Source organism: Pelomicrobium sp. G1 (genome assembly GCF_051905455.1).
In the GTDB taxonomy this organism is placed as follows: Bacteria; Pseudomonadota; Gammaproteobacteria; order Burkholderiales; family UBA6910; genus Pelomicrobium.
On sequence record NZ_JBQACR010000015.1, the window covers coordinates 27,317 to 47,624 of the forward strand.

Here is a 20,308-nt window from a genome sequence, read left to right on the forward strand (position 1 = left end):
GAGGAACCCGGATCGGCGCTCCTAGCTCACCTCCGCTTGTTCGGGACCGCCAAGGCTCCTTCGAACCTCGTTCCGGGTTCCCACCCGAAAATCTCCTCCAGCCTGAGCTCCCGGATCAGGGCGTCCACCGCTACCTGGCCGTGCTCGCGCTGGACCTCGGACAGGATCAGTTTGGCGGCGTTGGCGTTGTAGAAGCCGCCGAAGTCGGCCTGGACCTTGAGCAGTTGCCGTGCTTTTTCCAGCGTCATTCAGACCTTGAACTCCGTCTTGAGCTTCTTCGGCACCGCCACGTTCTTGAGCCGGGTGTACACCGGCAGCCCGTTCTTGTACGGAGGATAGTCCTCGCCCAGGATCAGGGGCTGGAGATACGCGCGGCACTTCGCCGTGATGTGGAAGCCGTCCTCGGTGATGTAGTCCCGGGGCATCATTTTCTCCCGGTTGGCCACGTCCTTGAGGTCGGCCACGCCGATCGACCACTTGTAAGGCCGGTTGGACTTACGCACGATGGTGGGCATGACCGCGTTCCTGCCCTTGAGGGCGAGCTCCACCGCGGCTTTCCCGACGGCATAGGCCTGGGCCACGTCGGTCTTGGAGGCGATATGGCGCGCGGCGCGCTGCAGATAGTCGGCCACGGCCCAGTGGTACTTGAGCTTGAGCCGCTCGCGCACCAGGTTGGCGATGATGGGCGCAACGCCGCCGAGCTGGGCATGCCCGAAGGCGTCGCGCATGCCGGACTCGGACAGGAACTGGCCGTCTTTGTTACGCAGGCCCTCGGAGACGCCGATCACGCAGTAGCCGTGGCGCTTGATGGTCTCCTCCACGCGCCCAAGGAACTTATCCTCATCGAAGGCGACCTCGGGAAAGAGCAGAATGTGGGGTGGCTCGCCTTCCTTCTCCGAGGCGAGCCCGCAGGCGGCGGTGATCCATCCGGCGTGGCGGCCCATCACTTCCAGCACGAACACCCGGGTGGAGGTCTTGGCCATGGAGGCCACATCGTAGCCGGCTTCGCGAATGGAAGTGGCCACATACTTCGCCACCGAGCCGAAGCCCGGGCAGCAGTCGGTGACGGGCAGATCGTTGTCCACCGTCTTGGGCACGTGCACGCATACGATGGGGTAGCCCATCTGCTCGGAGAGCTGGGACACCTTCAGGCAGGTGTCCGCCGAGTCGCCGCCGCCGTTATAGAAAAAGTAGCCGATGTTGTGGGCCTTGAACACCTCGATGAGCCGCTCGTACTGGGCCCGGCTCTCTTCCAGGCTCTTCAGCTTGTAGCGGCACGAGCCGAAGGCGCCGCCGGGCGTGTAGCGCAGCCCGGCGATGTTGGCCGCCGGCTCCTTGCTGGTGTCGATCAGGTCCTCGGTGAGCGCGCCGAGGATGCCGTCGCGGCCCGCGTACACCTTGCCGATCTTGTCCTTGTGCTTGCGGGCAGTCTCGATGACGGCGCAGGCCGAGGTGTTGATCACCGCGGTGACCCCCCCGGACTGGGCGTAGAACGCGTTCAACTTGGCCATCCAGTTGCCTCCCTTTCTTCGCTCTAGAAGTCGATGAACTGGGTGAAGGGGCTGCCCAGGCTGCTCCCGTCTGCCCCGGAGGCGGCGCCGGCCCGGTCCTTGGCGGTGTCGGCTTGCAGCTTGAGGAGCACCCCCAGGCATTCGCCCAGATCGTCGAAGGCTTCCCGGTCGGTTCCGTACTGGTCGTGGACGGAATAGTAGAACTGGGCCCGGTAGCGGCCCTCGGCGATCTTGTTGATGACGAAGCCCACCCCGTCCTGGGTCCAATGCAGGGTGGGGCAAGCCATGAGCTCGGACGATGAGGGATCGAGCTGGATCTCGCTCGTCGCCACTTCGACGGGCACCTCCCGGCCGTAGCGCTCCTTGAGGGCGGACTCCACCACCCATAGCTCGGCGTCGCTGAATTCGGGGATGGCGGGCATGGACCGTTTCCTCCGAGACGGCCTGGCGTCAGCTTAGCGCGGCGAAGATGCGGTCGCGGATCTCCTCCACGTTGCCGGTGCCGGCCACCTTCGCCACCTTGGGGGCGCTGGGGTCGCCTTCGGCCGCCCAGCGGAAATAGTAATCCACCAGAGGCTTGGTCTGGGCGTGATAGACCCGCAGCCGTTCCCGCACCGTCTCCTCCCGGTCGTCTTCCCGCTGGACCAGGGTCTCCCCCGTCAGGTCGTCCCGGTCCGGCACCCGGGGCGGGTTGAACTTCACGTGGTAGGTCCGCCCGGAGGGGAGGTGCACCCGGCGGCCCGCCATGCGGGTGATGATTTCCTCGTCGGGCACCTCCAGCACCAGCACGTAATCGATCTTGACGCCCTCGTCCCGCATGGCTTGGGCCTGGGGAAGGGTGCGGGGAAAACCGTCAAACAGGAAGCCGTTGGCGCAATCGGGCTCGCGGATGCGCTCCTTCACGAGCTGGATGATGAGATCGTCGGGCACCAGCGCTCCCGCCTCCATCTTTTCCTTGGCGAGCTTGCCCAGGGGCGTGCCGGCCTTCACCGCCGCCCGCAGCATGTCCCCCGTCGAGACTTGGGGTATGCCATAACGCTCGGTGATGAAGGCCGCCTGGGTACCTTTGCCCGCCCCCGGGGGGCCCAGCAGGATCAGTCGCATGGCGCTTCCTCCTTGGCCGCTCGCCACGATGTCGTCCCCGCGAATGATAGAACGTCCATGACGCCCGCGGATCGCTAATTGTGATGGGATCTATAAGGCTCCGGCTCCGGATCCGCCGCCCTGCGCCGCGCCCGTTCCAGATCCTCGGGCGTGTCCACGCCGGCCGGCGCGCTGCGCTCCGTCACCCAGACGGCGATCCGGTAGCCGTGGGCCAGGGCTCGCAACTGCTCCAAGGACTCGAAGACCTCCGCTTCGCTTTTGGGCAGCCCGGCGTAGGCGGCGAGAAAGCCGGCCCGGTAGGCATAGATGCCGATATGGCGGTAGGCCGGCAGCCCCGCGGGAAGCGCTTTGGCGCCCGCGGTGAAGGCGTCCCGGGGATAGGGGATGGGGGCGCGGCTGAAATACAGGGCGCAGCCCTGGGCGTCCAGCACCACCTTGACCACGCTGGGGCTCAAGAAGCTCTCCAGCTCCCGGATCGGGTGGCAGGCGGTGGCGATGGCGGCCTCCCTCCTCCCGTGGAGATGCCGGGCCGCTTCCCGGATCAGCTCGGGATCGATGAACGGCTCGTCGCCCTGCACGTTCACCACCACCGCTTCGGGGGGGAACCCCCGCGCCTTCACCACTTCGGCGATGCGATCGGTGCCGGTGGCGTGCTCGGCGCGGGTCATGCAGGCGTCGAACCCGTGGCGGCGCGCCGCCTCGGCCACGTCCGGATGGTCGGTGGCGATTACCACCGCCCGGGCGCCGCTCTCCCGCGCCCGCTCGGCCACTCGCACCACCATGGGACGGCCGCCGATGTCGGCGAGGGGTTTGCCCGGTAGCCGCGTGGAGGCGTAGCGCGCCGGGATCACCACGGTAAAGGGTTCGGGCGTCATGGAAGCGCGGGGCACCGGCTCGAGCGCCTCAGGCGACCTCTTCCTCCGGAGGGAGCTTGCGGGCTTCCTCTTCCAGCATCACCGGAATGCCGTCCCGGATGGGGTAGGCGAGGCGGTCCGCCTTGCAGATTAGCTCCTGCTCGGCCTTTTTGTAGACCAGGGGGCCTTTGCACAGGGGGCACACGAGAATGTCAAGCAGCTTGGGATCCATGGGGGTATCCGATCTTGGCGAGCAGGGCGGGCAGCGGGTCCGGATCGACCACTGCGGTAACGGCGAGCACCCAATGCGTCTCGTCGGCGAAGGCTTCGCATTTTATCGCATCCTTCTCGGTCATGAGGATGGCTTCCGCGCCGGCGAAGCGCAGCTCTTCGGCGCGGAAGCGGTGGTGATCGGGAAAGGCGTGGGCCGTGCCGGAGATCCCGAGGGCCTTAAGGGCGTCGAAGAAGCGGCGGGGATTGCCGATGCCCGCCACCGCGTGGGTGCGCTTGCCCTGGAAGTGGCCCGGCGGAACCACAAAGCGGGGATTGAGCAGGTTGTAGAACTGCCGGCCCTCGAGCCGCATGCGGTACTCCCGCCCCGGCGCGAAGGCGCGGGGGGCGTTCCCGTGCACGATCACCAGGTCCACCCGGTCGAGCCGGGACGGGTCCTCCCGCAACGGGCCCGCCGGAAGGAGCCAGCCGTTGCCAAATCCCTGGTCGCCGTCCACCACTGCGATCTCCACGTCCCGGGCGAGGCGGTAGTGCTGCAGGCCGTCGTCGGAGACGATCACGTCGCACTCGGGCCGCTCCGCAAGGAGCGCCCGGGCCGCGCCTACCCGGTCGCGTCCGATCCACACCGGACAGCCGGTGCGGCGGGCGAGGAGCACGGGCTCGTCGCCGAAGCGGGCCGGGTCGGAGGCGGCCTCCACCGGGGCGGGGCCCGCCACCGTGGCGCCGTAGCCCCGGCTCACGATCCCCGGCCGCCATCCCAGGCCGCGCAGCCGCTGGACGAGCCAGATGACGAACGGGGTTTTGCCGGTGCCTCCCACCGTGAGGTTGCCCACCACGATGACCGGCACCGGAAGCCGTTCGGTCTTGAAGATCCCTGCCCGATACAGGGCGCGGCGGGCGGCGGCCGCCGCCCCGAAGAGCAAGCTCAAGGGGACAAGCGGGGCCGCGAGCCAGGGGGTCCGGCGCCAGTGGCGCTCGATCCAGCGCACCGTGGAGTTCATGGGGGGGAAGCCCGGATGTCCGGGCTCAGTTTGACGAAGAGCCAGCGCCGGGGTCAATCCCAGTTGAAAACCCGCTCCAGCAACTCGTTCCGCACGCTTCCCGCCAGGCGCCGCTCGGCCCAGAAAGCCTGGCGCGCCCGGTCCCTCAGCTCCCGCTTGAGGAGCGGCTCCTGCTGCCAGGTCCGCCACGCCTGGACGACGTCGGCGGGATTGGCCGACTCCATGACGGTGGACGCCAGGGCGGCCTTGGGCAGGGGAATGCCGGGGCGGCGGCTCGCCGCCGCCCCGCCGCCCAACGCCTGCCACAGATGCTCGTCGTCCCGGGCGTCGAAATGGACCGCGACGCAGGCGGAAGCCACCGCCGGAAGCCAGGCCGGATCGTCGACGGCGACGAGGGCACCGTCGGGCAAGGGCGTCCTCTCCCAGCCGCTGATGGGCATGAGCTTCAGTTTCGGCGCTTGCCGAGGCGTGAAGCCGGTGACGAAGAGGGGATCCCGGGGAAAGACCGCCCGGAAGGGGGCGAGGAAACCCTCCAGCGCCTGGGGATCGACCCCGTGCCACCACCACAGGGAGCGGCTGGAGGGACCGTTCACCAGGGCGGCGAAGCTGGGATCCACTTGGGACGGCATGACCAGGGTGAGGAGATTCGCGGCCGGCGCGGCCCCGCTTCCCGCGGAAGCGGCTTCTTCCTCGGTGGAGGGATAGACCTGCTCGAAATCCATCCCCGGGCTGCGGCCCGCGGCCACCAGCAGCCGGTGGGAAAGGCAGGCGGTGGCCTGGGCCAGGTGGGGCCGGGGGGCCACGCCCGCGAACACGATACCCATGGGTTCGAGCCGCGTAAGCGCCCGGCCCACGGCGAGGGGATGGTCGCAGGGGCCGAATCCCCAGCCGGTGCGGGGATTGCCGGCGAGCGGCGCGAGGACCTGGGGATACTCCTGCTCGAAAGTGAAAACCAGCCGCACGTCCAGGCGCTTTTGCCGGATGGCGCGGACGAGCTCCGCCCCGAGGCGCACGCTGCGAGGATGGCTCCCAGCCACGACCCAGACCGTCTTGCCCTCGGACGGCGGGCGCAGGAAACCCCAGCGGGCGTTCGCCCGGTGGGACCGGCCGGTGCACCGGTCCTCAAGGTCGGCCAGCAGCAGCGCCGGAAGGGAGGAACCGTAGGGATCCCAGGGCACGGTCCGTTGGGGCGGGTCGCGCCGCCTTGGCTCCGCGGGTTCCTCTTTTACCGCTCCCGCGCCTGGGTGGTGAACGTGATCCGGTGGTAGCCGGCGACGCGCGCCGCCTCCATCACGTTCACCACGGACTGGTGGGAAGCCTTGGCGTCGGCGGCGATCACGATCACCGGCTCGGCGGCGCCGGCCGCGGCACGGCGCAGGCTCTCCACCAGCACCTCGAGCCCAGTAAAGCGCACCGGCTGGTTGTTGACCGCGTACTGCCCGGCGGGATCGACGGCGACCGTGATCTCGTTGGGGCGCTCGGGCTGTTTCTCCGCGCCCGCCTCGGGCAGGTTGATCTGCAACTCGGAGAACCGGTTGTAGGTGGTGGTGACCATGAGGAAGATCAGGATCACCAGCAGCACGTCGATCAGCGGAACGAAGTCGATCCGCGGCTCGTCCTTCTGTCGCCCGCGCTGGAAGTTCATGCCTTGCGCTCGCCCAGCAGGACTTCCACCAGCTTGATCGCCTGGAGCTCCATTTCCACCACCATCGCGTCCACCTTGGCCCGGAAGTAGCGGTAGAAGAGAATGCTGGGCACGGCCACCAGGATGCCGAAGGCGGTGTTGTACAGGGCGATGGAGATGCCGTGGCCGAGCTGGATCGGGTTGCTGCCCGTGGGGGTCTGGGAGCCGAAGATCTCGATCATCCCTACCACCGTGCCGAACAGGCCGAGGAGCGGTGCCACCGCGGCGATGCTCCCCAGCATGGTGAGAAAGCGGTCCAGCTCCTGGGTGGCGGCGCGGCCCGCCTCCTCGATGGAGTCCTTGATGATTTCCCGGGAGCTTCGGATGTTCTTCAGGCCCGCGGCGAAGACGCGCCCCAACACCGGGCCCCGGTTGAGGCGGGCGATCAGCTCCTCGCTGACGCCGTTCTTGCGGTACTCCTGCACCACCCGATGGAGGAGATCTTTCGGCACCACCTGGCTCTGGCGCAGGGACCAAAGACGCTCGCCGATGATGGCGACGGCGACAACAGAGGCGACGATGAGAAACCAGATCGGCCAGCCGGCCGCTTCGATGAGGGCGAACAAATCCGTACTCCCAAGCCCGAACGGAAAAAAATGTGGTAACTCTATCCGCAAGCACCGGGCGGAGCAAGCCACACGACGGCTCAAGGCCTTACGCGCTAAAAGCGCCGCCGCCACCGCCGATTTCGGCCTCGATCATTGTCCACAACCTTTGTGGATAACTTTGTGGGCAGTCTGTAAAAATGCGGGCTAAGTCGCGTTCGTTACACGAATTTTTCTGCCGCGATTAATTTTTGAACGCTCAAATTTGCCATTACCTTTCAATGAGTTAGTCCATCGAACGCGGCTTCCGGAGGGAATGGCCCGCGGCCTGGACGCAGAAGCCCGCCCTGACGGGAAGAATGTGGATTAAAAGGTTTGTCAAGTGGATTTCGGCGCCCCCACCATCGACCCCGCCCGGGTGCTCACCGTCACCGAGCTCAACCGGGCGACCCGCGTCCTCCTAGAACAGGCGTACCCCTTGCTGTGGGTCCGGGGGGAGATTTCCAACCTGAAGCGCTACGCGTCGGGCCACTGGTACTTCGCCCTGAAGGACCGGGAAGCCCAGGTGCGTTGCGTCATGTTCCGCAACCGCAATCAATACCTGGACTGGGAGCCGGCGGACGGCGCCCTGGTGGAGGTGCGGGCCCTGGTGACGCTGTTCGAGGTCCGGGGGGAGTTCCAGCTCAACGTGGAGACCATGCGCCGGGCGGGGCTGGGAGCCCTGTACGAAGCCTTCGAGCGCCTGAAGGCGAAGCTTGCGCAGGAAGGCTTGTTCGCCCCCGAGCGTAAGCGGCCCCTTCCCCTCTTCCCGCGCCAGGTAGGAATTGTCACGTCTGCCCAGGCGGCGGCGCTGCGGGACGTGCTCGCCACCCTGCGCCGGCGCTTGCCGACCTTGCCAGTGGTCATCTATCCGACCCAGGTGCAGGGGGAAGGCGCCGCCCAGCAGATCGCCGCGGCTCTTCGCCTCGCGGGCGAGCGGGCGGAGTGCGACGTCCTCATCCTGTGCCGGGGCGGAGGGAGCCTGGAGGACCTGTGGGCATTCAACGAGGAGGTGGTCGCCCGGGCGATCGCCGCCTGTCCCATCCCGGTGGTGAGCGGCGTGGGCCACGAGACCGATTTCACCATCGCCGATTTCGTCGCCGACCGGCGCGCGCCGACCCCCACCGCCGCGGCGGAGCTCGCGAGCCCCAGCCGCGTCGACCTGCTGGCCCGCTTGGAGAGCCTGGCGCGGCGCCTGCGTCGGGGCTATGAACGGCGGCACGAAGCGCGCATGCAACAACTGGACTCCCTAGCACGACGGCTCATCCATCCCGGCGAGCGCCTCCAAGCCCAATCGCTGCGGCTGGCGGACCTCCAGCGGCGGCTCGCGGCCGCGGCGCGCCGCCGGCTCGCCCAGGAGACGACGCGAACCGCGTACCTGGCGGAGCGTCTCCGGCGGTCGCGTCCGGACGTCGAGGCGCTGCTCGAAGCCCGGCGCAGGGGGGCGGAGCGGCTGGCCCGGGCGATGGCCCGCAGGCTCTCCTACGCCGAACGGGAGCTTTCCCGGCTCGAGGCCCACCTCGCCCACCTGAACCCTCAGCACGTGCTCGAGCGGGGTTACAGCATCGTCCGGACCATGGACGGCAGCATCGTGCGCTCGGCGACCCAGGTGGTCTCGGGGGATCTCTTAGAGCTCATTTTCGCCCGGGGCTGGGCCCGGGCCGGGGTGCACGAGAAGGGCGACGGCGAGTAGAGGAAGTCAGGGTGGCTCAAGGGGACAATGAGTGCGCTTTGGCGTTGCTTTCCTTCGCTGCCCCAGGTCTCAGCCCGCGAGGGCTGCCCGCAGGTAGGCCAACACCTCCTCGGCAACCAACTCTGCGAAGCAGTCGAATTCGGTCACGTCCTTCATCGCCCGCAGCCAGGTGAGCTGCCGCTTGGCGAGTTGGCGTGTCGCCGCCACGGCCCGCTCCCGCATGACTTCCAGCGTGTACTCGCCCTCCAGGTACTTCCATACCTGCCGGTAGCCGACACAGCGCATAGAGGGCATGGAGAGGTCCAGGGCGTAATGGCGTCGCAGCCAGCGCACTTCTCCGATTAAGCCTAGCTCCAGCATGTCCTCGAAACGCTGGGCGATACGCTGGGCGAGTCGCTCCCGGTCGCCGGGTACCAGGGCCAAGGGAATAGCCCGATAGGGGAAGTACACGTACTTGGGTTTCTTGAGTAGGGCCGACAAGGGCCGGTCGGTCAGGAAGTACACCTCTAAAGCCCGCTGGATGCGCTGGGCGTCGTTGGGAGAGAGCCGGGCCGCGGTCTCCGGGTCGACGCGGGCGAGGATCCGATGCAGCGCTGGCCAGCCCTGCTCGGCAGCCATGCCGTCGATCACCAGCCGCAGCGCCGGGTCCGCCTTGGGCAGCTCGGCGAGGCCTTCTCGCAGTGCCTTGAAGTAGAGCATGGTCCCGCCCACGAGGAGCGGGATGCGGCCCCGCTCGGTGATCTCCCGCATCACCGCGAGGGCATCGTCCCGGAAGCGCCCCGCCGAATAGGCTTCGTCGGGTTCCACCAGGTCGATCAGATGATGGGGCGCCGACTTGAGGGTCTCCGCGTCCGGCTTGGCGGTGCCGATGTTCATGTGGCGGTAGACGAGCGACGAGTCCACGCTCACGATCTCCACCGGAAGCTCCCGGGCCAGCGCCACCGCCACCCGGGTCTTGCCCGTGGCGGTGGGCCCCATCAGGAAGATGGCGGGGGGATCGGGCGCCCTGCGCTCGCGGGAGTTTTGACCGGAGAGCCCCGGAGCTTCCCTCTCCACCTTCACCTGCCCCGCATGAACAGGCGGTCCAAGTCCTGGAGGCTCAACTGCAACCATGTGGGCCGCCCGTGGTTGCACTGGCCGGAACGCTCCGTCGCCTCCATCTGGCGCAACAGGGCGTTCATCTCGGCCAGGGTGAGGCGCCGGTTGGCCCGCACTGCTCCGTGGCAGGCGAGCCGGGCGAGGAGCTCGTTGCGGTGGGCGGTGGCGACCGTGGCGGCGCCGTATTCCTGCAGCTCCTGAATCAAGTCCCGGACTAGACCCGTGGCATCGGCCTCCTGGAGCGCCGGGGGGACCGCTCGCACCGCCAGGGTGGTGGGCGAAAGGGGCGCGATGTCGAAGCCCAGGCTTCCGATCAGGGCCTGGTTGCGCTCGACCGTTTCCACGTCGTGGACACTGGCGGACAAGGTCAGGGGAATGAGCAGGGGCTGGGACGCAGGTGTGGCCTCGTCCAGGGCGCTTTTTAGCGCTTCATAGACGATGCGCTCGTGGGCGGCATGCATGTCCACCACTACCAGGCCGTGGGCGTTCTGGGCCAGGATGTAGACGCCGCCCAATTGGGCCAGGGCGAATCCCAGGGGCGGGATCTCGGAGGAGGCCTCGGCAGCCACCGGCGCCTCGGCCAGGGCCTGGGCGAATTGGGCCTGGTAGGCGGCGACAGGCTGGGCGGCGGACAAGGGGACCGCCATCTGGCGCAGCGATGGCCCAGGGCCCGCCTTCCGCCTAGGCCACGGCGCAGGCGCCGTTTCCCGGCGGGGACTCCCGGGCGGCTGGGCGGCCGGGGCGCCGGCCCGGGACCCGGCCAGGGCCTTGTGGAGGGCATGGAAAACGAACCGGTGCACGGCGCCGGGCTCCCGGTAGCGCACTTCGCTCTTGGTCGGGTGCACGTTCACGTCCACCGCCTCGGGGTCCAGCTCCAGGAACAGGACGTAGGCCGGATGCCGCTCGTGGTGCAACACGTCTCGGTACGCTTCCCGCACCGCGTGGGCGAGGAGCTTGTCGCGCACGAAGCGGCCGTTGACGAAAAGATACTGGGCGTCCCGCTGGCCGCGGGCCTGGGCCGGGCGGGCCGCGAGCCCGAAGAGCTTGAGCCCCGGGGCACCCTCGTCCACGGCGATCGGGGCGGCCGAGAGCGCTTCCCCCATGAGCTCTCCGATGCGCGCGGCCGCATCGGCGGGAGCGAGGGACCAACGCAGCCGGCCGTTGTGCTGGAGGGTGAGGCGCAGATCCGGCCGGGAGAGGGCGATGCGAACGAAGGTCTCCTCGCAATGGGCGTACTCGGTCGCCTCGCTCTTCAGGAATTTGCGCCGGGCCGGCGTGTTGAAATAGAGATCGCGTACCTCCACCCGGGTGCCCTGGGCGAGGGCTGCGGGCTCCCGGTGGCCGATGCTGCCCCCGTCGCAGCGGATCGCCCAGCCGTGGGGCTCCGAGGGGTGCCGGCTTGCGAGCCGCAGGCGCGCCACCGCACCGATTGCCGCCAGCGCTTCGCCGCGGAAGCCTAGGCTCTCGACACGGGCCAGGTCCTCCAGGCTGGCGATCTTGCTGGTGGCATGGCGGGCCAGCGCCAGGGGCAGCTCCTTCCCCGGGATGCCGCAGCCGTCGTCGGTGACGACGATCAGCTTCTGGCCGCCCTGGGCGAGCTCCACGCTCACCGAGCGGCTGCCCGCGTCCAGGCTGTTCTCCAGCAGCTCCTTCAAGGCGGAGGCAGGCCGTTCCACCACCTCTCCCGCCGCGATCTGGCTCACCACCAGCTCAGGAAGAACCCGAATAGAAGGCATGGGGAAGTCGTTTCGGGAGCATGCACCATTATAGCGGTTGCCCTTGACCGCCGTTATTGCGCCGTCCCGGCGAAGCGATTAGGATTGGGCCTCGCCCGGCCGCAGAGGCGAGGCAGCACAAGAATTGAATTCGATGACCGTCCGGCGTTTCGCGGCTTTCGCCTCCCAAGGCCTCTCGGCGGGGAAAAAGGGGTGTTCCTGCGAATAAGAAGCGAGCGGGCACGGCTAGGCCCGCTTTCGCCTGCCGGTCCCTCGTCCGAGAAGAAGGAGAACACGCATGCAAATCGGAGTCCCTGCGGAAACGCGCGCGGGCGAAACCCGCGTGGCCGCCACTCCGGAGACGGTGAAAAAGCTCGTGGCGGGCGGACGTCACCGGGTCCTGGTGCAGGCCTCGGCGGGCGTCAAAGCCAGCATTCCCGACGCGGAGTTCGAGGCGGCCGGGGCCACCATGGTGCCGAGTGCCGAAGAGCTGTACGCCAACGCCGACATCGTGCTCAAGGTGCGCGGCCCTTCGGCTGGGGAGTTGGCCCATTTGAAAAAGGGTGCAATCCTGATTGGCCTGCTCAATCCCTACGACAGCGCAATGATGGAGGCCTACGCCCGTCACGGTGTCACCGCTTTCGCCATGGAGTGGCTGCCGCGCATTTCCAGGGCCCAGGCGATGGACGTGCTCTCCTCCCAGGCCAACATCGCCGGCTACAAGGCGGTGATCATTGCCGCCAACGAATACCAGCGTTTCATGCCCATGCTCATGACGGCCGCCGGCACGGTGAAGGCTGCGCGGGTCTTGGTGCTCGGTGCGGGCGTTGCGGGCCTGCAGGCGATCGCCACGGCGAAGCGCCTCGGGGCGGTGATCGAGGCTTCCGACGTGCGCCCGGCGGTGAAGGAGCAGGTGGAATCCCTGGGGGCGAAGTTCCTCGACGTGCCCTACCTCACCAAGGAAGAGCGCGAGATCGCGGAGGGCGTAGGCGGTTATGCTCGGCCCATGCCCCCCGACTGGATGCGCCGTCAGGCGGAGCTGGTGCACGAACGGGCTAAGGCTGCTGATATCGTCATCACCACAGCCCTCATCCCGGGCCGTCCCGCACCCAAACTGATCAAGGAAGAAACGGTAAAAGGCATGAAGCCGGGATCCGTGATTGTGGACCTGGCGATCGAGCAGGGGGGCAACGTGGAAGGCTCCGAGCTCGACAAGATCGTGGTCAAGCACGGGGTGAAGATCGTCGGCATCGCCAACCTGCCGGCCCTGGTAGCCGCGGACGCGAGCGCCTTGTACGCCCGCAACCTTCTGAACTTCCTCAACCTGCTGCTCGACTCCAAGACCGGGGAGCTGAAGCTCGACCGGGAAGACGAAATCATCGCCGGCGCCTTGGTGTGTACCGGCGGAGAACTAGTGAAAAAGAGCTGAAGCGCACCCGCGTTAGCGCTCGATGCCACGAGCATGATTCCAAGGAGCACCCATGACCGGAGCGATTGACCCCATCGTCGTCAACCTCACCATCTTCGTGCTAGCCGTTTTCGTCGGCTACCACGTCATCTGGAACGTGACGCCGGCGCTGCATACCCCCCTCTTGTCGGTGACCAACGCCATCTCCTCCATCATCATCGTCGGCGCGATCCTGGCGGCGGGGGTGGGCGGCTTCGGGTTCGAGAGCGTAGTCGGTTTCATCGCTGTGTTGCTCGTGTCGATCAACGTCTTCGGCGGCTTCCTGGTCACCCAGCGCATGCTAGAAATGTTTAAGAAAAAGTCCAAAAGCGGCAAAGGCAAGGAATAACGAGGAAGTGAAGAACACAATGCGCTTTTCCGTCGCAACCACGAGCATTGGCGGCAAGGGCCCCAGTGCTCCGAAGGAGAAAAAATGACCGCCAACCAAGTCGCTCTAGCCTACCTGATCGCCTCGGTCCTGTTTATCTTGGCGCTAAAAGGGCTCTCCTCGCCGGTCACGGCCCGGCGTGGTAACCTGTTTGGTATCATCGGCATGGCGATCGCCATTGCCACCACCTTCGCCATCACTCGCAACTGGGCCCTGATCGTCCTGGCGATCGCCATCGGCGGAACGATCGGTGCCGTGATCGCCCGCCGGGTGCAGATGACCCAAATGCCGGAGCTGGTGGCCGCCATGCACTCCCTGGTGGGGATTGCGGCGGTGCTGATCGCCATCGCCGCGGTCAACAACCCGAGCGCCTTCGGGCTTCCCGATCCCCTTCCCAAGGGCAACAAGCTGGAGCTGTTCATCGGCACATTCGTCGGCGCCATCACCTTCTCCGGCTCGGTGATCGCCTTCGGCAAGCTGGCGGGCCTGGGCAAGCATTTCCGGCTCTTCTCCAGCGCCCCCGTGGTGTTCAAGGGCCAGCACCTGTTGAACCTGGCGCTGGCGATCGCGATGATCGGCTTCGGCACCGCCTTCTTCCTGGGCGGAAGCGACACCCACTGGCTGCCGTTCATCGTCATGACCGCCATCGCCTTCGTCTTGGGCGTTCTCATCATCATTCCCATCGGCGGGGCCGACATGCCGGTGGTGATCTCGATGTTGAACAGCTACTCGGGCTGGGCGGCGGCGGGCATCGGCTTCTCCCTGAACAACCCCATGCTGATCATCGCCGGCTCCCTGGTGGGCTCCTCGGGCGCGATCCTCTCCTACATCATGTGCAAGGCCATGAACCGCTCCTTCATCAGCGTGATCCTGGGGGGCTTCGGCGCGGCCGAGGGCGCGGCGGTGGAAGAGGCGGGGCAGAAGACGGTGCGTTCGGGCAGCGCCGAGGACGCCGCCTATCTCATCTCCAACGCCGAGAACGTGATCATCGTTCCGGGCTACGGGCTGGCGGTGGCCCGCGCCCAGCACGCGGTGAAAGAACTGGTGGACAAGCTGCAGGGGAAGGGGGTCAACGTGCGCTTTGCCGTGCACCCGGTGGCGGGTCGCATGCCGGGCCACATGAACGTGCTGCTGGCGGAGGCCGAGATCCCCTACGACATCGTGTTCGAGATGGAGGACATCAACAGCGAATTCATCAACACCGACGTGGTGCTGGTGCTGGGGGCGAACGACGTGGTGAACCCGGCCGCGCGCAAGCCGGGTAGCCCCATCTACGGCATGCCGATCCTGGAAGTGGACAAGGCAAGGACGGTGATCGTGGTCAAGCGCTCCATGGCGGCGGGCTACGCTGGATTGGACAACGAGCTCTTTTACATGGACAAGACCATGATGGTCTTCGGCGACGCCAAGAAGGTGGTCGAGGACATGGTGAAGGCGATCGATTGAGGGGAGGAGGAGAGCCCGTAAGGGGCGCGGCCCGCGAGGCTGCGCCCTTTTTTTTTGGGAGGGTGCGCCCCCGGGTTTGCCAGTATCCAAGCGATGTGCTAGAACTGCGCCCAGCCCACGCCTCGCGCGCAGGCAACCGGCCCAGTTTCCGCTCCGGGGAATGTCGTCATGCTGAACCTTCTCTCCGGCGATCCGCCCCTCTCGGTGATGGCGCCCCTTCCCGGCATCGCGGTCCGGGAAAACGTCATGGGGCGCAGCCTCTACAGCCGCACCGGCCATCCCGCCGGGGAAGTGCTGCTCGAACACTACGGCAGGCGGGTGAGCTTCGCCGAAGGGCAGGGCGAGGCGTCCGATCACGTGATGGAGATCGGAGAGGATGAGGTGTTCCTCGCCTCGGGGGACCTGGACGACTACGTCAACCATAGCTGCGAGCCCAACTGCCGCCTCCGGTTCGAGCCCGACGGGCGGGTCTTCCTCGTGGCGATGCGCGATATCGCGCCCGGCGAGGACCTGAGCTTCGACTACGCCACCACCACCACCCGCGCGGGCATCGCCGCCTTTCCGGGCTGGCGTTTCCAGTGCCGTTGCGGCGCCGCCGGCTGCCGAGGCGAGGTGGGCTGCGCGGAAGATTTGCCCCTCGAGCGCCTGCGCTACTATGCCCGGCAGGGGGCCCTGGCACCCCACGTGCTGCGCCGGCTGGGCTCGCTCCTCGCGCTCGGGTGAGGGCACCCGGTGGAGAGCCCCGTCCCCAGCCCCCCGGCTTCCCCGCTCGTGGGTCCGGCCGGAGGGACGGGCGGCCCAGGGGCGGCGGCATGAAACCGGCGCCCCCGGCAGCGCTGGGGGGGCTCCTGCTCCTGCTCGTCCAGGCCGCTTGGGGCGAGGCCCCGCCCGGTCCGGCACCCGGCACCGTGATGCTTCAGGTGGAAAACGACTGGCCCTTCGCCACCGACCGCCAGTATACGGGTGGCATCGAGCTTGTCTGGTTTTCCGGCGAAGGGCGACCCGGTGACGGCGCCTGGCCCGGATGGCTGCCGGGTTTTTCCTCCCTTCGTGGGCCGAAGAGCCGGCGCCACTGGACCTTGGCCCTGGGCCAGCAGGCCTACACCCCCGATGACTTGAGCGCCACCGATCCGCCTCGCTCCGATCGCCCCTACGCCGGCTGGACCTACGTCCGGCTGGGCGTGACCGGGTGGGACAGCCGGCGGCTCGACGCCTGGCGCCTGGCCCTCGGCGTGGTGGGACCTTCTTCAGGAGCGGAGGCCGTCCAGAGCTGGCTGCACGACCTGACCGGCAGCCAGAAGGGCCGGGGCTGGGACTTCCAGTTGGGCGACGAGCCCGGCGTGGTCATGCACTGGGAGCGCCGCTGGCGGGCCTGGGCCGGGGGGTGGGGCGACGGCTGGGGATGGAATCTGGTGCCGGCGGTGGGGGCGAACCTGGGCAATGTCTCGACCGCCTGGGGACTTCAGCTCGAGCTGCGCTTCGGCTACCGCGTGCCGCCGGACTTCGGCGAAGTGGCCTTCTTGAACGGCGGCCCGGTGGCGGGTCCGGCCCGCCGCACCGCTTCCGGCTATTCCCTGTACGGCGTGCTGGCCCCTTGGGCCGAGGCCGTGGCGAGGAACGTTTTCCTCGACGGCAATACCTGGAAGGACAGCCGCCGTGTGGACAAGAAGCCTTTCGTTGCCGGCCTGGCGGCGGGAATGGGGCTGCGCACCGGGGAGCTCTCGTTGAGCCTCTTGGCGGTCTACCGGACGCGGGATTTCGAAACCCAGCCCCACGACCATCATCTTTACGCCGTGCTGGCCCTGTCCTATCCCCTGTGACCCGCAGGCCGAGGGGCGCTGGCGTCGTATAATGAAAAGTCCCGTCGTCATCCTGAGTCTGCCGGAGCCCGCATCATGCTGACCCCGTTCCACCTGGCCATTCCCGTACGCGATCTGGACGAGGCCCGCCGTTTCTATGGCGGCGTGCTGGGCTGCCCCGAGGGCCGCAGCGACGAGACGTGGGTGGACTTCGACCTCTTCGGCCATCAGGTGGTGTGCCACCTGGACCCGAGCCTCGGCAAGGAAGGCCGGGTGCGCGCCCACGTCAATCCCGTGGACGGCCACGGGGTGCCCGTTCCCCACTTCGGCGTCGTGCTCACCATGGAGCAGTGGGAGTCCCTGGTGCAGCGGTTGCGGGCCCAGGGCGTGCGCTTCGCCATCGAGCCCTACATCCGTTTCAAGGACCTGGTGGGGGAGCAGGCGACGATGTTCTTTTACGATCCCTCGGGAAACGCGCTGGAGTTCAAGGGGTTCAAGGACCTGTCCCAGCTCTTCGCCAGGTAGCGGCAGCCCGGCCCGCCCAGGGCCACGCCCCGTGATCCGGCACCAGGAAAAACCGGCACCCCAGCTCCACGGCTCCGCCACGGTGCGGGGCCTGCTACTGGCGGCGGGAACCCTGTGCGTGGGCCTGGGCTTCCTGGGATTGTTCCTTCCGGTGCTCCCCACCACCCCTTTCTTGCTGCTCGCCGCCGCCTGCTACGCCCGGGCCTCGGAGCGCTTCCACGGTTGGCTGTTGGGCAATCCCGTCTTCGGCCCGTTGATCCGGGAATGGCAACGTCATCGAAGCATCCCTCATCGCGCCAAGGTGAACGCCATCGCGCTCATGCTGCTCACCTTGGGCGTGTCCATCGTCTTCTTCGTCTCCCATCCCCTCGTCCGGGCGCTGCTGGCCGTCTTCGGCGCGGCGCTGGCCCTTTATCTCTATCGCATTCCTTCCCGCGATCGCCCTGGCGGCGGTTTGAAAGACGGCGGCCACCGGCCTGGCGACACGGCTTGAGCGGTTTCCGAGCAAAACGGGACGCGGCGCCCAGGCGGGTCTCCACGCCATCATTCCGAATCTCTCGTGAGATATCCGGGTTAAAATCCGCCCTTCTGGATTCCCATTGGCTTTTCGCTTTTCGACGAAAAGCGAAGCCGTCCCATCGGGAAAGGGCGCATGGACCAGTGGTTTTTTCTGCCGTCGTGGCCCATCCGCTCCTCCGGTCTGCTGTGGTTCGCGGTCGTGTTGATCGCCGCCGCGGCGGCGGGAGAGGCGGCCGGACGTTGGCTGCGCCTGCCGCGCCTGCTTGGCTACCTGGCTGCGGGGATCGTGGCCGGCCCTCAGCTCACGGGGCTGCTGAATCCAGGCACACTGGGAGAACTGCGCCTGCTGCTGGATCTCGCCATCGGCCTCATCCTGTTCGAGCTGGGGCAGCGGGTGGACCTCAACTGGCTGCGGCGCAACCCGGGATTGCTGGCCACCAGCCTGCTGGAGAGCGTGCTCGCCTTCCTGGCGGTGTTCAGCGTGTTGTCCGCCCTGGGTAGCCGGCCTCTGATCGCCGCCCTCGCGGGCGCCATCGCGGTGGGGACCTCCCCCTTCGCGGTCATGACCATCACGCGGGAATTGCGCGCCGAAGGCCAGGTCACCGAGCGTCTGCTTCTGCTCACCACCTTGAACGCCGTCTATGCCTTCGTGGCCCTGGCCCTGCTGCTCGCCGGCATGCACCTGGAAGAGCGCAGCGGCTGGCCGGTCATGGTGCTGCATCCCCTGTACCTGATCGGCGGGTCCCTCGCCATCGCCCTGGCGGCGGCGGGGGCGCTGCTCGTCTTGCTGCGCTACCTTGGCCGCCAGGAAGACGCCCAGGTAGGAGCGGCCATCGCGGTGGTGATCCTGGCCGTTACCCTGACCACCAGCCTCAACCTCTCGGTGGTGTTGAGCCTGCTGGCCTGCGGAGCGCTCACCCGCACCCTGGACCGCGCCCGCCGCTTCGCCTCGATCCGCTTCGGTGACGTGGGGTTGCTCGCCACCATCATCGTCTTCGCCCTGACCGGGGCGGCGATCGAGCTGAAGGACTTGGGCGCGGTGGCCCTGCCGGCGTTGGCCCTGGTGGCGGTCCGGTTCCTGGGCAAGGCGGCGGGAGTGCTGGCGCTCGCCCCGTTTTCGGCCCTGAGCGTGCGAAAATCTGGGCTTCTCGCCTTGGCCCTGGCGCCCATGTCCCTGATGGCGGTGATCCTGCTCAAAGAAGCCTCGTCCGCTTATCCCATCTTGAGCGGAGAAGCCACCGCGGTGGTGATGGTGGCGGTGGCCCTCATGGAGGTCCTGGGGCCCCTCGCCACCCATTACGCGCTGCGCGCCTCCGGAGAGGCGAGGGCGTGATGGCATCCCTCGAGTTCAAGCCCTCGACTTTTCTCAGCTTCGGAGTGGAGCTGGAGCTGCAACTGGTCAACACCCGGGACTGGGATTTGACTCGTGGGGCGTCCGATCTGCTCGCGTTGCTGGAGAAGGGGAAGCACCCCGGCGACGTGAAACCCGAGATCACCGAGAGCATGATCGAGATCAGCACCTCGGTTCACAGCCGCTACGACACGCTGGCCGAGGAGCTGCGGGCGATGCGCGACGCCGTGGTCAAGGCGGCCGACCGGCTCAACATCGGGGTGGCCGGCGGCGGCGCCCATCCCTTCCAGCGCTGGAGCGAGCGCCAGATCTGCGACCGCCCCCGGTTCCGCCACCTGTCGGAGCTGTACGGCTACCTCGCCAAGCAGTTCACCGTCTTCGGCCAGCACATCCACGTGGGCTGCCGCGACGGGGACCAGGCGCTTGAGCTCATGCACGGGCTCGCGCGCTTCATTCCCCACTTCATCGCCCTGTCGGCCGCCTCCCCCTATTACCAGGGCGTGGACACGGCCTTCGACTCGTCCCGGTTGAACGCCATCTTCGCTTTTCCTTTGAGCGGCCGGGCGCCGTTCCTGACCCGCTGGAGCGAATTCAACGGGTATTTCGAGAAGATGGCCGGCTCGGGCATCGTGGGTTCGATGAAGGATTTCTACTGGGACGTGCGCCCTTCGCCCGGCTACGGCACCCTGGAGATCCGGGTGTGCGACACGCCCCTCACGGTGGAGCGAGCGGCGGTCCTCGCCGCCTACGCCCAGGCCCTGTGCCGCTTTCTCCACGAGGAGCGTCCCTTCCGGCTCAGGGAGGAGATGTACCTGGTCTATACCTACAACCGCTTTCTCGCCTGCCGCTTCGGGCTCGACGCGGACCTGGTGGATCCGGAAAGCGGGACGCGCCGCACCCTCAGGGAGGACATCTCGGCCACCTGCGAGCGGCTGCGGCCCCACGCCCGGGACCTGGGCGCCGAGGCGGCGCTGGAAGAAGTGCTGGGCTGGGTCCGGGGGACGGGCAACGACGCCCGCTGGATGCGGGAAGCCTACGCCGAGAGCCATTCCCTCCAGGACCTGGTCTGGCGCCAGACCGGGCGCTGGCGCGGCGAAAGCGGTTAAGAGTTCACCACAAGGCACAGAGGAAAAAACATTTTCCGCTGCTCAACGGCGGAAAATCCAGAAGAGCAGGGTCAGCACCAGGGAGACGATGATGCTGGTGGTGATGGGGAAGTAAAACGAGAAGCCCTCTCGCTCGATGTGGATGTCGCCGGGCAAACGGCCCAACCCCAGCTTGGACAGCCAGGGCCAGGCGAGCCCGATCAAGACCAGGACAAGTCCGATGATGATGAGCCAGCGCGCCATGGGTTCATT

General features: G+C 67.6%; 23 protein-coding genes. 10 read left to right on the plus strand and 13 right to left on the minus strand.

Annotation, left to right across the window (positions count from 1 at the left end; genetic code table 11):
• Positions 1 to 26: 26 nt before the first annotated feature.
• From ACTFO6_RS13935 to ACTFO6_RS13980, 10 genes are all read right to left on the minus strand, one after another.
• The gene (locus ACTFO6_RS13935; protein WP_439935052.1) at positions 27 to 248 is read right to left on the minus strand and encodes a hypothetical protein; all 222 of its coding nucleotides are present in this window, start codon (positions 246 to 248) and stop codon (positions 27 to 29) included.
• A complete protein-coding gene (locus ACTFO6_RS13940) occupies positions 249 to 1,511 on the minus strand; it encodes a 6-phosphofructokinase (protein WP_439935053.1) in 1,263 nt (420 codons plus the stop codon).
• Positions 1,512 to 1,534: 23 nt separating this feature from the next.
• Positions 1,535 to 1,933, minus strand: coding sequence for a hypothetical protein (locus ACTFO6_RS13945; protein ID WP_439935054.1), 399 nt, complete (start codon positions 1,931 to 1,933; stop codon positions 1,535 to 1,537).
• 28 nt (positions 1,934 to 1,961) lie between these two features.
• Positions 1,962 to 2,615: an adenylate kinase gene (gene adk, locus ACTFO6_RS13950; protein WP_439935055.1), complete on the minus strand. Its 654-nt coding sequence runs from the start codon at positions 2,613 to 2,615 to the stop codon at positions 1,962 to 1,964.
• 74 nt (positions 2,616 to 2,689) lie between these two features.
• Positions 2,690 to 3,490 carry a 3-deoxy-manno-octulosonate cytidylyltransferase gene (gene kdsB / locus ACTFO6_RS13955; RefSeq protein WP_439935056.1) on the minus strand — a complete coding sequence of 267 codons (801 nt, stop codon included), beginning with the start codon at positions 3,488 to 3,490 and terminating at the stop codon, positions 2,690 to 2,692.
• 28 nt (positions 3,491 to 3,518) lie between these two features.
• On the minus strand, positions 3,519 to 3,701 hold the full coding sequence (locus ACTFO6_RS13960; protein WP_439935057.1) for a Trm112 family protein: 183 nt from the start codon (positions 3,699 to 3,701) through the stop codon (positions 3,519 to 3,521).
• Complete coding sequence (lpxK, locus tag ACTFO6_RS13965) at positions 3,682 to 4,701, minus strand: tetraacyldisaccharide 4'-kinase (RefSeq protein WP_439935058.1); 1,020 nt, start codon at positions 4,699 to 4,701, stop codon at positions 3,682 to 3,684. Before lpxK ends, ACTFO6_RS13960 begins: the two co-directional genes overlap by 20 nt.
• Positions 4,702 to 4,754: 53 nt before the next feature.
• Positions 4,755 to 5,879 carry a hypothetical protein gene (locus ACTFO6_RS13970; protein ID WP_439935059.1) on the minus strand — a complete coding sequence of 375 codons (1,125 nt, stop codon included), beginning with the start codon at positions 5,877 to 5,879 and terminating at the stop codon, positions 4,755 to 4,757.
• Positions 5,880 to 5,926: 47 nt separating this feature from the next.
• Positions 5,927 to 6,346 (minus strand): ExbD/TolR family protein, encoded by a 420-nt coding sequence (locus tag ACTFO6_RS13975; protein ID WP_439935060.1) that lies wholly within the window; start codon positions 6,344 to 6,346, stop codon positions 5,927 to 5,929.
• Entirely contained in the window at positions 6,343 to 6,951 is a 609-nt protein-coding gene (locus ACTFO6_RS13980; RefSeq protein ID WP_439935061.1) for a MotA/TolQ/ExbB proton channel family protein, read from the minus strand. The genes ACTFO6_RS13975 and ACTFO6_RS13980 overlap by 4 nt, the downstream gene beginning before the upstream one ends.
• Before the next feature lie 361 nt (positions 6,952 to 7,312).
• Here ACTFO6_RS13980 and xseA point away from each other — a divergent pair, with 361 nt between their 5' ends.
• Positions 7,313 to 8,662, plus strand: coding sequence for an exodeoxyribonuclease VII large subunit (gene xseA / locus ACTFO6_RS13985; RefSeq protein WP_439935062.1), 1,350 nt, complete (start codon positions 7,313 to 7,315; stop codon positions 8,660 to 8,662).
• Between the two features lie 69 nt (positions 8,663 to 8,731).
• On the opposite strand, the gene miaA is transcribed toward xseA, so the two are convergent.
• Positions 8,732 to 9,640 carry a tRNA (adenosine(37)-N6)-dimethylallyltransferase MiaA gene (gene miaA, locus ACTFO6_RS13990; RefSeq protein WP_439935125.1) on the minus strand — a complete coding sequence of 303 codons (909 nt, stop codon included), beginning with the start codon at positions 9,638 to 9,640 and terminating at the stop codon, positions 8,732 to 8,734.
• An 80-nt stretch (positions 9,641 to 9,720) separates the two neighbouring features.
• Positions 9,721 to 11,496: a DNA mismatch repair endonuclease MutL gene (mutL, locus tag ACTFO6_RS13995; protein WP_439935063.1), complete on the minus strand. Its 1,776-nt coding sequence runs from the start codon at positions 11,494 to 11,496 to the stop codon at positions 9,721 to 9,723.
• Between the two features lie 277 nt (positions 11,497 to 11,773).
• Here mutL and ACTFO6_RS14000 point away from each other — a divergent pair, with 277 nt between their 5' ends.
• From ACTFO6_RS14000 to ACTFO6_RS14040, 9 genes are all read left to right on the plus strand, one after another.
• Positions 11,774 to 12,904, plus strand: a complete 1,131-nt coding sequence (locus tag ACTFO6_RS14000; protein ID WP_439935064.1) for a Re/Si-specific NAD(P)(+) transhydrogenase subunit alpha — start codon at positions 11,774 to 11,776, stop codon at positions 12,902 to 12,904.
• Positions 12,905 to 12,956: 52 nt separating this feature from the next.
• On the plus strand, positions 12,957 to 13,271 hold the full coding sequence (locus ACTFO6_RS14005; protein WP_439935065.1) for a proton-translocating transhydrogenase family protein: 315 nt from the start codon (positions 12,957 to 12,959) through the stop codon (positions 13,269 to 13,271).
• Between the two features lie 84 nt (positions 13,272 to 13,355).
• A complete protein-coding gene (locus ACTFO6_RS14010; RefSeq protein WP_439935066.1) occupies positions 13,356 to 14,756 on the plus strand; it encodes an NAD(P)(+) transhydrogenase (Re/Si-specific) subunit beta in 1,401 nt (466 codons plus the stop codon).
• A 168-nt stretch (positions 14,757 to 14,924) separates the two neighbouring features.
• Complete coding sequence (locus ACTFO6_RS14015) at positions 14,925 to 15,479, plus strand: SET domain-containing protein (RefSeq protein ID WP_439935067.1); 555 nt, start codon at positions 14,925 to 14,927, stop codon at positions 15,477 to 15,479.
• Between the two features lie 89 nt (positions 15,480 to 15,568).
• Positions 15,569 to 16,576, plus strand: coding sequence for a lipid A deacylase LpxR family protein (locus ACTFO6_RS14020; protein WP_439935068.1), 1,008 nt, complete (start codon positions 15,569 to 15,571; stop codon positions 16,574 to 16,576).
• Between the two features lie 75 nt (positions 16,577 to 16,651).
• Complete coding sequence (locus ACTFO6_RS14025; RefSeq protein WP_439935069.1) at positions 16,652 to 17,080, plus strand: VOC family protein; 429 nt, start codon at positions 16,652 to 16,654, stop codon at positions 17,078 to 17,080.
• 31 nt (positions 17,081 to 17,111) lie between these two features.
• Positions 17,112 to 17,573: a YbaN family protein gene (locus tag ACTFO6_RS14030; protein WP_439935070.1), complete on the plus strand. Its 462-nt coding sequence runs from the start codon at positions 17,112 to 17,114 to the stop codon at positions 17,571 to 17,573.
• Positions 17,574 to 17,732: 159 nt separating this feature from the next.
• Positions 17,733 to 18,932: a cation:proton antiporter gene (locus tag ACTFO6_RS14035; protein WP_439935071.1), complete on the plus strand. Its 1,200-nt coding sequence runs from the start codon at positions 17,733 to 17,735 to the stop codon at positions 18,930 to 18,932.
• Positions 18,932 to 20,056 (plus strand): YbdK family carboxylate-amine ligase, encoded by a 1,125-nt coding sequence (locus ACTFO6_RS14040; protein ID WP_439935072.1) that lies wholly within the window; start codon positions 18,932 to 18,934, stop codon positions 20,054 to 20,056. Before ACTFO6_RS14035 ends, ACTFO6_RS14040 begins: the two co-directional genes overlap by 1 nt.
• Before the next feature lie 42 nt (positions 20,057 to 20,098).
• On the opposite strand, the gene ACTFO6_RS14045 is transcribed toward ACTFO6_RS14040, so the two are convergent.
• Positions 20,099 to 20,299 (minus strand): DUF2905 domain-containing protein, encoded by a 201-nt coding sequence (locus ACTFO6_RS14045; RefSeq protein ID WP_439935073.1) that lies wholly within the window; start codon positions 20,297 to 20,299, stop codon positions 20,099 to 20,101.
• Positions 20,300 to 20,308: the final 9 nt, after the last annotated feature.

Bases quoted from the DNA above. Each gene is read 5' to 3' on its own strand.
- ACTFO6_RS13935 (WP_439935052.1), bottom strand. From the start codon at position 248: ATGACGCTGGAAAAAGCACGGCAACTGCTCAAGGTCCAGGCCGACTTC.
- ACTFO6_RS13940 (WP_439935053.1), bottom strand. From the start codon at position 1,511: ATGGCCAAGTTGAACGCGTTCTACGCCCAGTCCGGGGGGGTCACCGCG.
- ACTFO6_RS13945 (WP_439935054.1), bottom strand. From the start codon at position 1,933: ATGCCCGCCATCCCCGAATTCAGCGACGCCGAGCTATGGGTGGTGGAG.
- adk (WP_439935055.1), bottom strand. From the start codon at position 2,615: ATGCGACTGATCCTGCTGGGCCCCCCGGGGGCGGGCAAAGGTACCCAG.
- kdsB (WP_439935056.1), bottom strand. From the start codon at position 3,490: ATGACGCCCGAACCCTTTACCGTGGTGATCCCGGCGCGCTACGCCTCC.
- ACTFO6_RS13960 (WP_439935057.1), bottom strand. From the start codon at position 3,701: ATGGATCCCAAGCTGCTTGACATTCTCGTGTGCCCCCTGTGCAAAGGC.
- lpxK (WP_439935058.1), bottom strand. From the start codon at position 4,701: ATGAACTCCACGGTGCGCTGGATCGAGCGCCACTGGCGCCGGACCCCC.
- ACTFO6_RS13975 (WP_439935060.1), bottom strand. From the start codon at position 6,346: ATGAACTTCCAGCGCGGGCGACAGAAGGACGAGCCGCGGATCGACTTC.
- miaA (WP_439935125.1), bottom strand. From the start codon at position 9,640: ATGGGGCCCACCGCCACGGGCAAGACCCGGGTGGCGGTGGCGCTGGCC.
- mutL (WP_439935063.1), bottom strand. From the start codon at position 11,496: ATGCCTTCTATTCGGGTTCTTCCTGAGCTGGTGGTGAGCCAGATCGCG.
- ACTFO6_RS14000 (WP_439935064.1), top strand. From the start codon at position 11,774: ATGCAAATCGGAGTCCCTGCGGAAACGCGCGCGGGCGAAACCCGCGTG.
- ACTFO6_RS14005 (WP_439935065.1), top strand. From the start codon at position 12,957: ATGACCGGAGCGATTGACCCCATCGTCGTCAACCTCACCATCTTCGTG.
- ACTFO6_RS14010 (WP_439935066.1), top strand. From the start codon at position 13,356: ATGACCGCCAACCAAGTCGCTCTAGCCTACCTGATCGCCTCGGTCCTG.
- ACTFO6_RS14015 (WP_439935067.1), top strand. From the start codon at position 14,925: ATGCTGAACCTTCTCTCCGGCGATCCGCCCCTCTCGGTGATGGCGCCC.
- ACTFO6_RS14020 (WP_439935068.1), top strand. From the start codon at position 15,569: ATGAAACCGGCGCCCCCGGCAGCGCTGGGGGGGCTCCTGCTCCTGCTC.
- ACTFO6_RS14025 (WP_439935069.1), top strand. From the start codon at position 16,652: ATGCTGACCCCGTTCCACCTGGCCATTCCCGTACGCGATCTGGACGAG.
- ACTFO6_RS14035 (WP_439935071.1), top strand. From the start codon at position 17,733: ATGGACCAGTGGTTTTTTCTGCCGTCGTGGCCCATCCGCTCCTCCGGT.
- ACTFO6_RS14040 (WP_439935072.1), top strand. From the start codon at position 18,932: ATGGCATCCCTCGAGTTCAAGCCCTCGACTTTTCTCAGCTTCGGAGTG.
- ACTFO6_RS14045 (WP_439935073.1), bottom strand. From the start codon at position 20,299: ATGGCGCGCTGGCTCATCATCATCGGACTTGTCCTGGTCTTGATCGGG.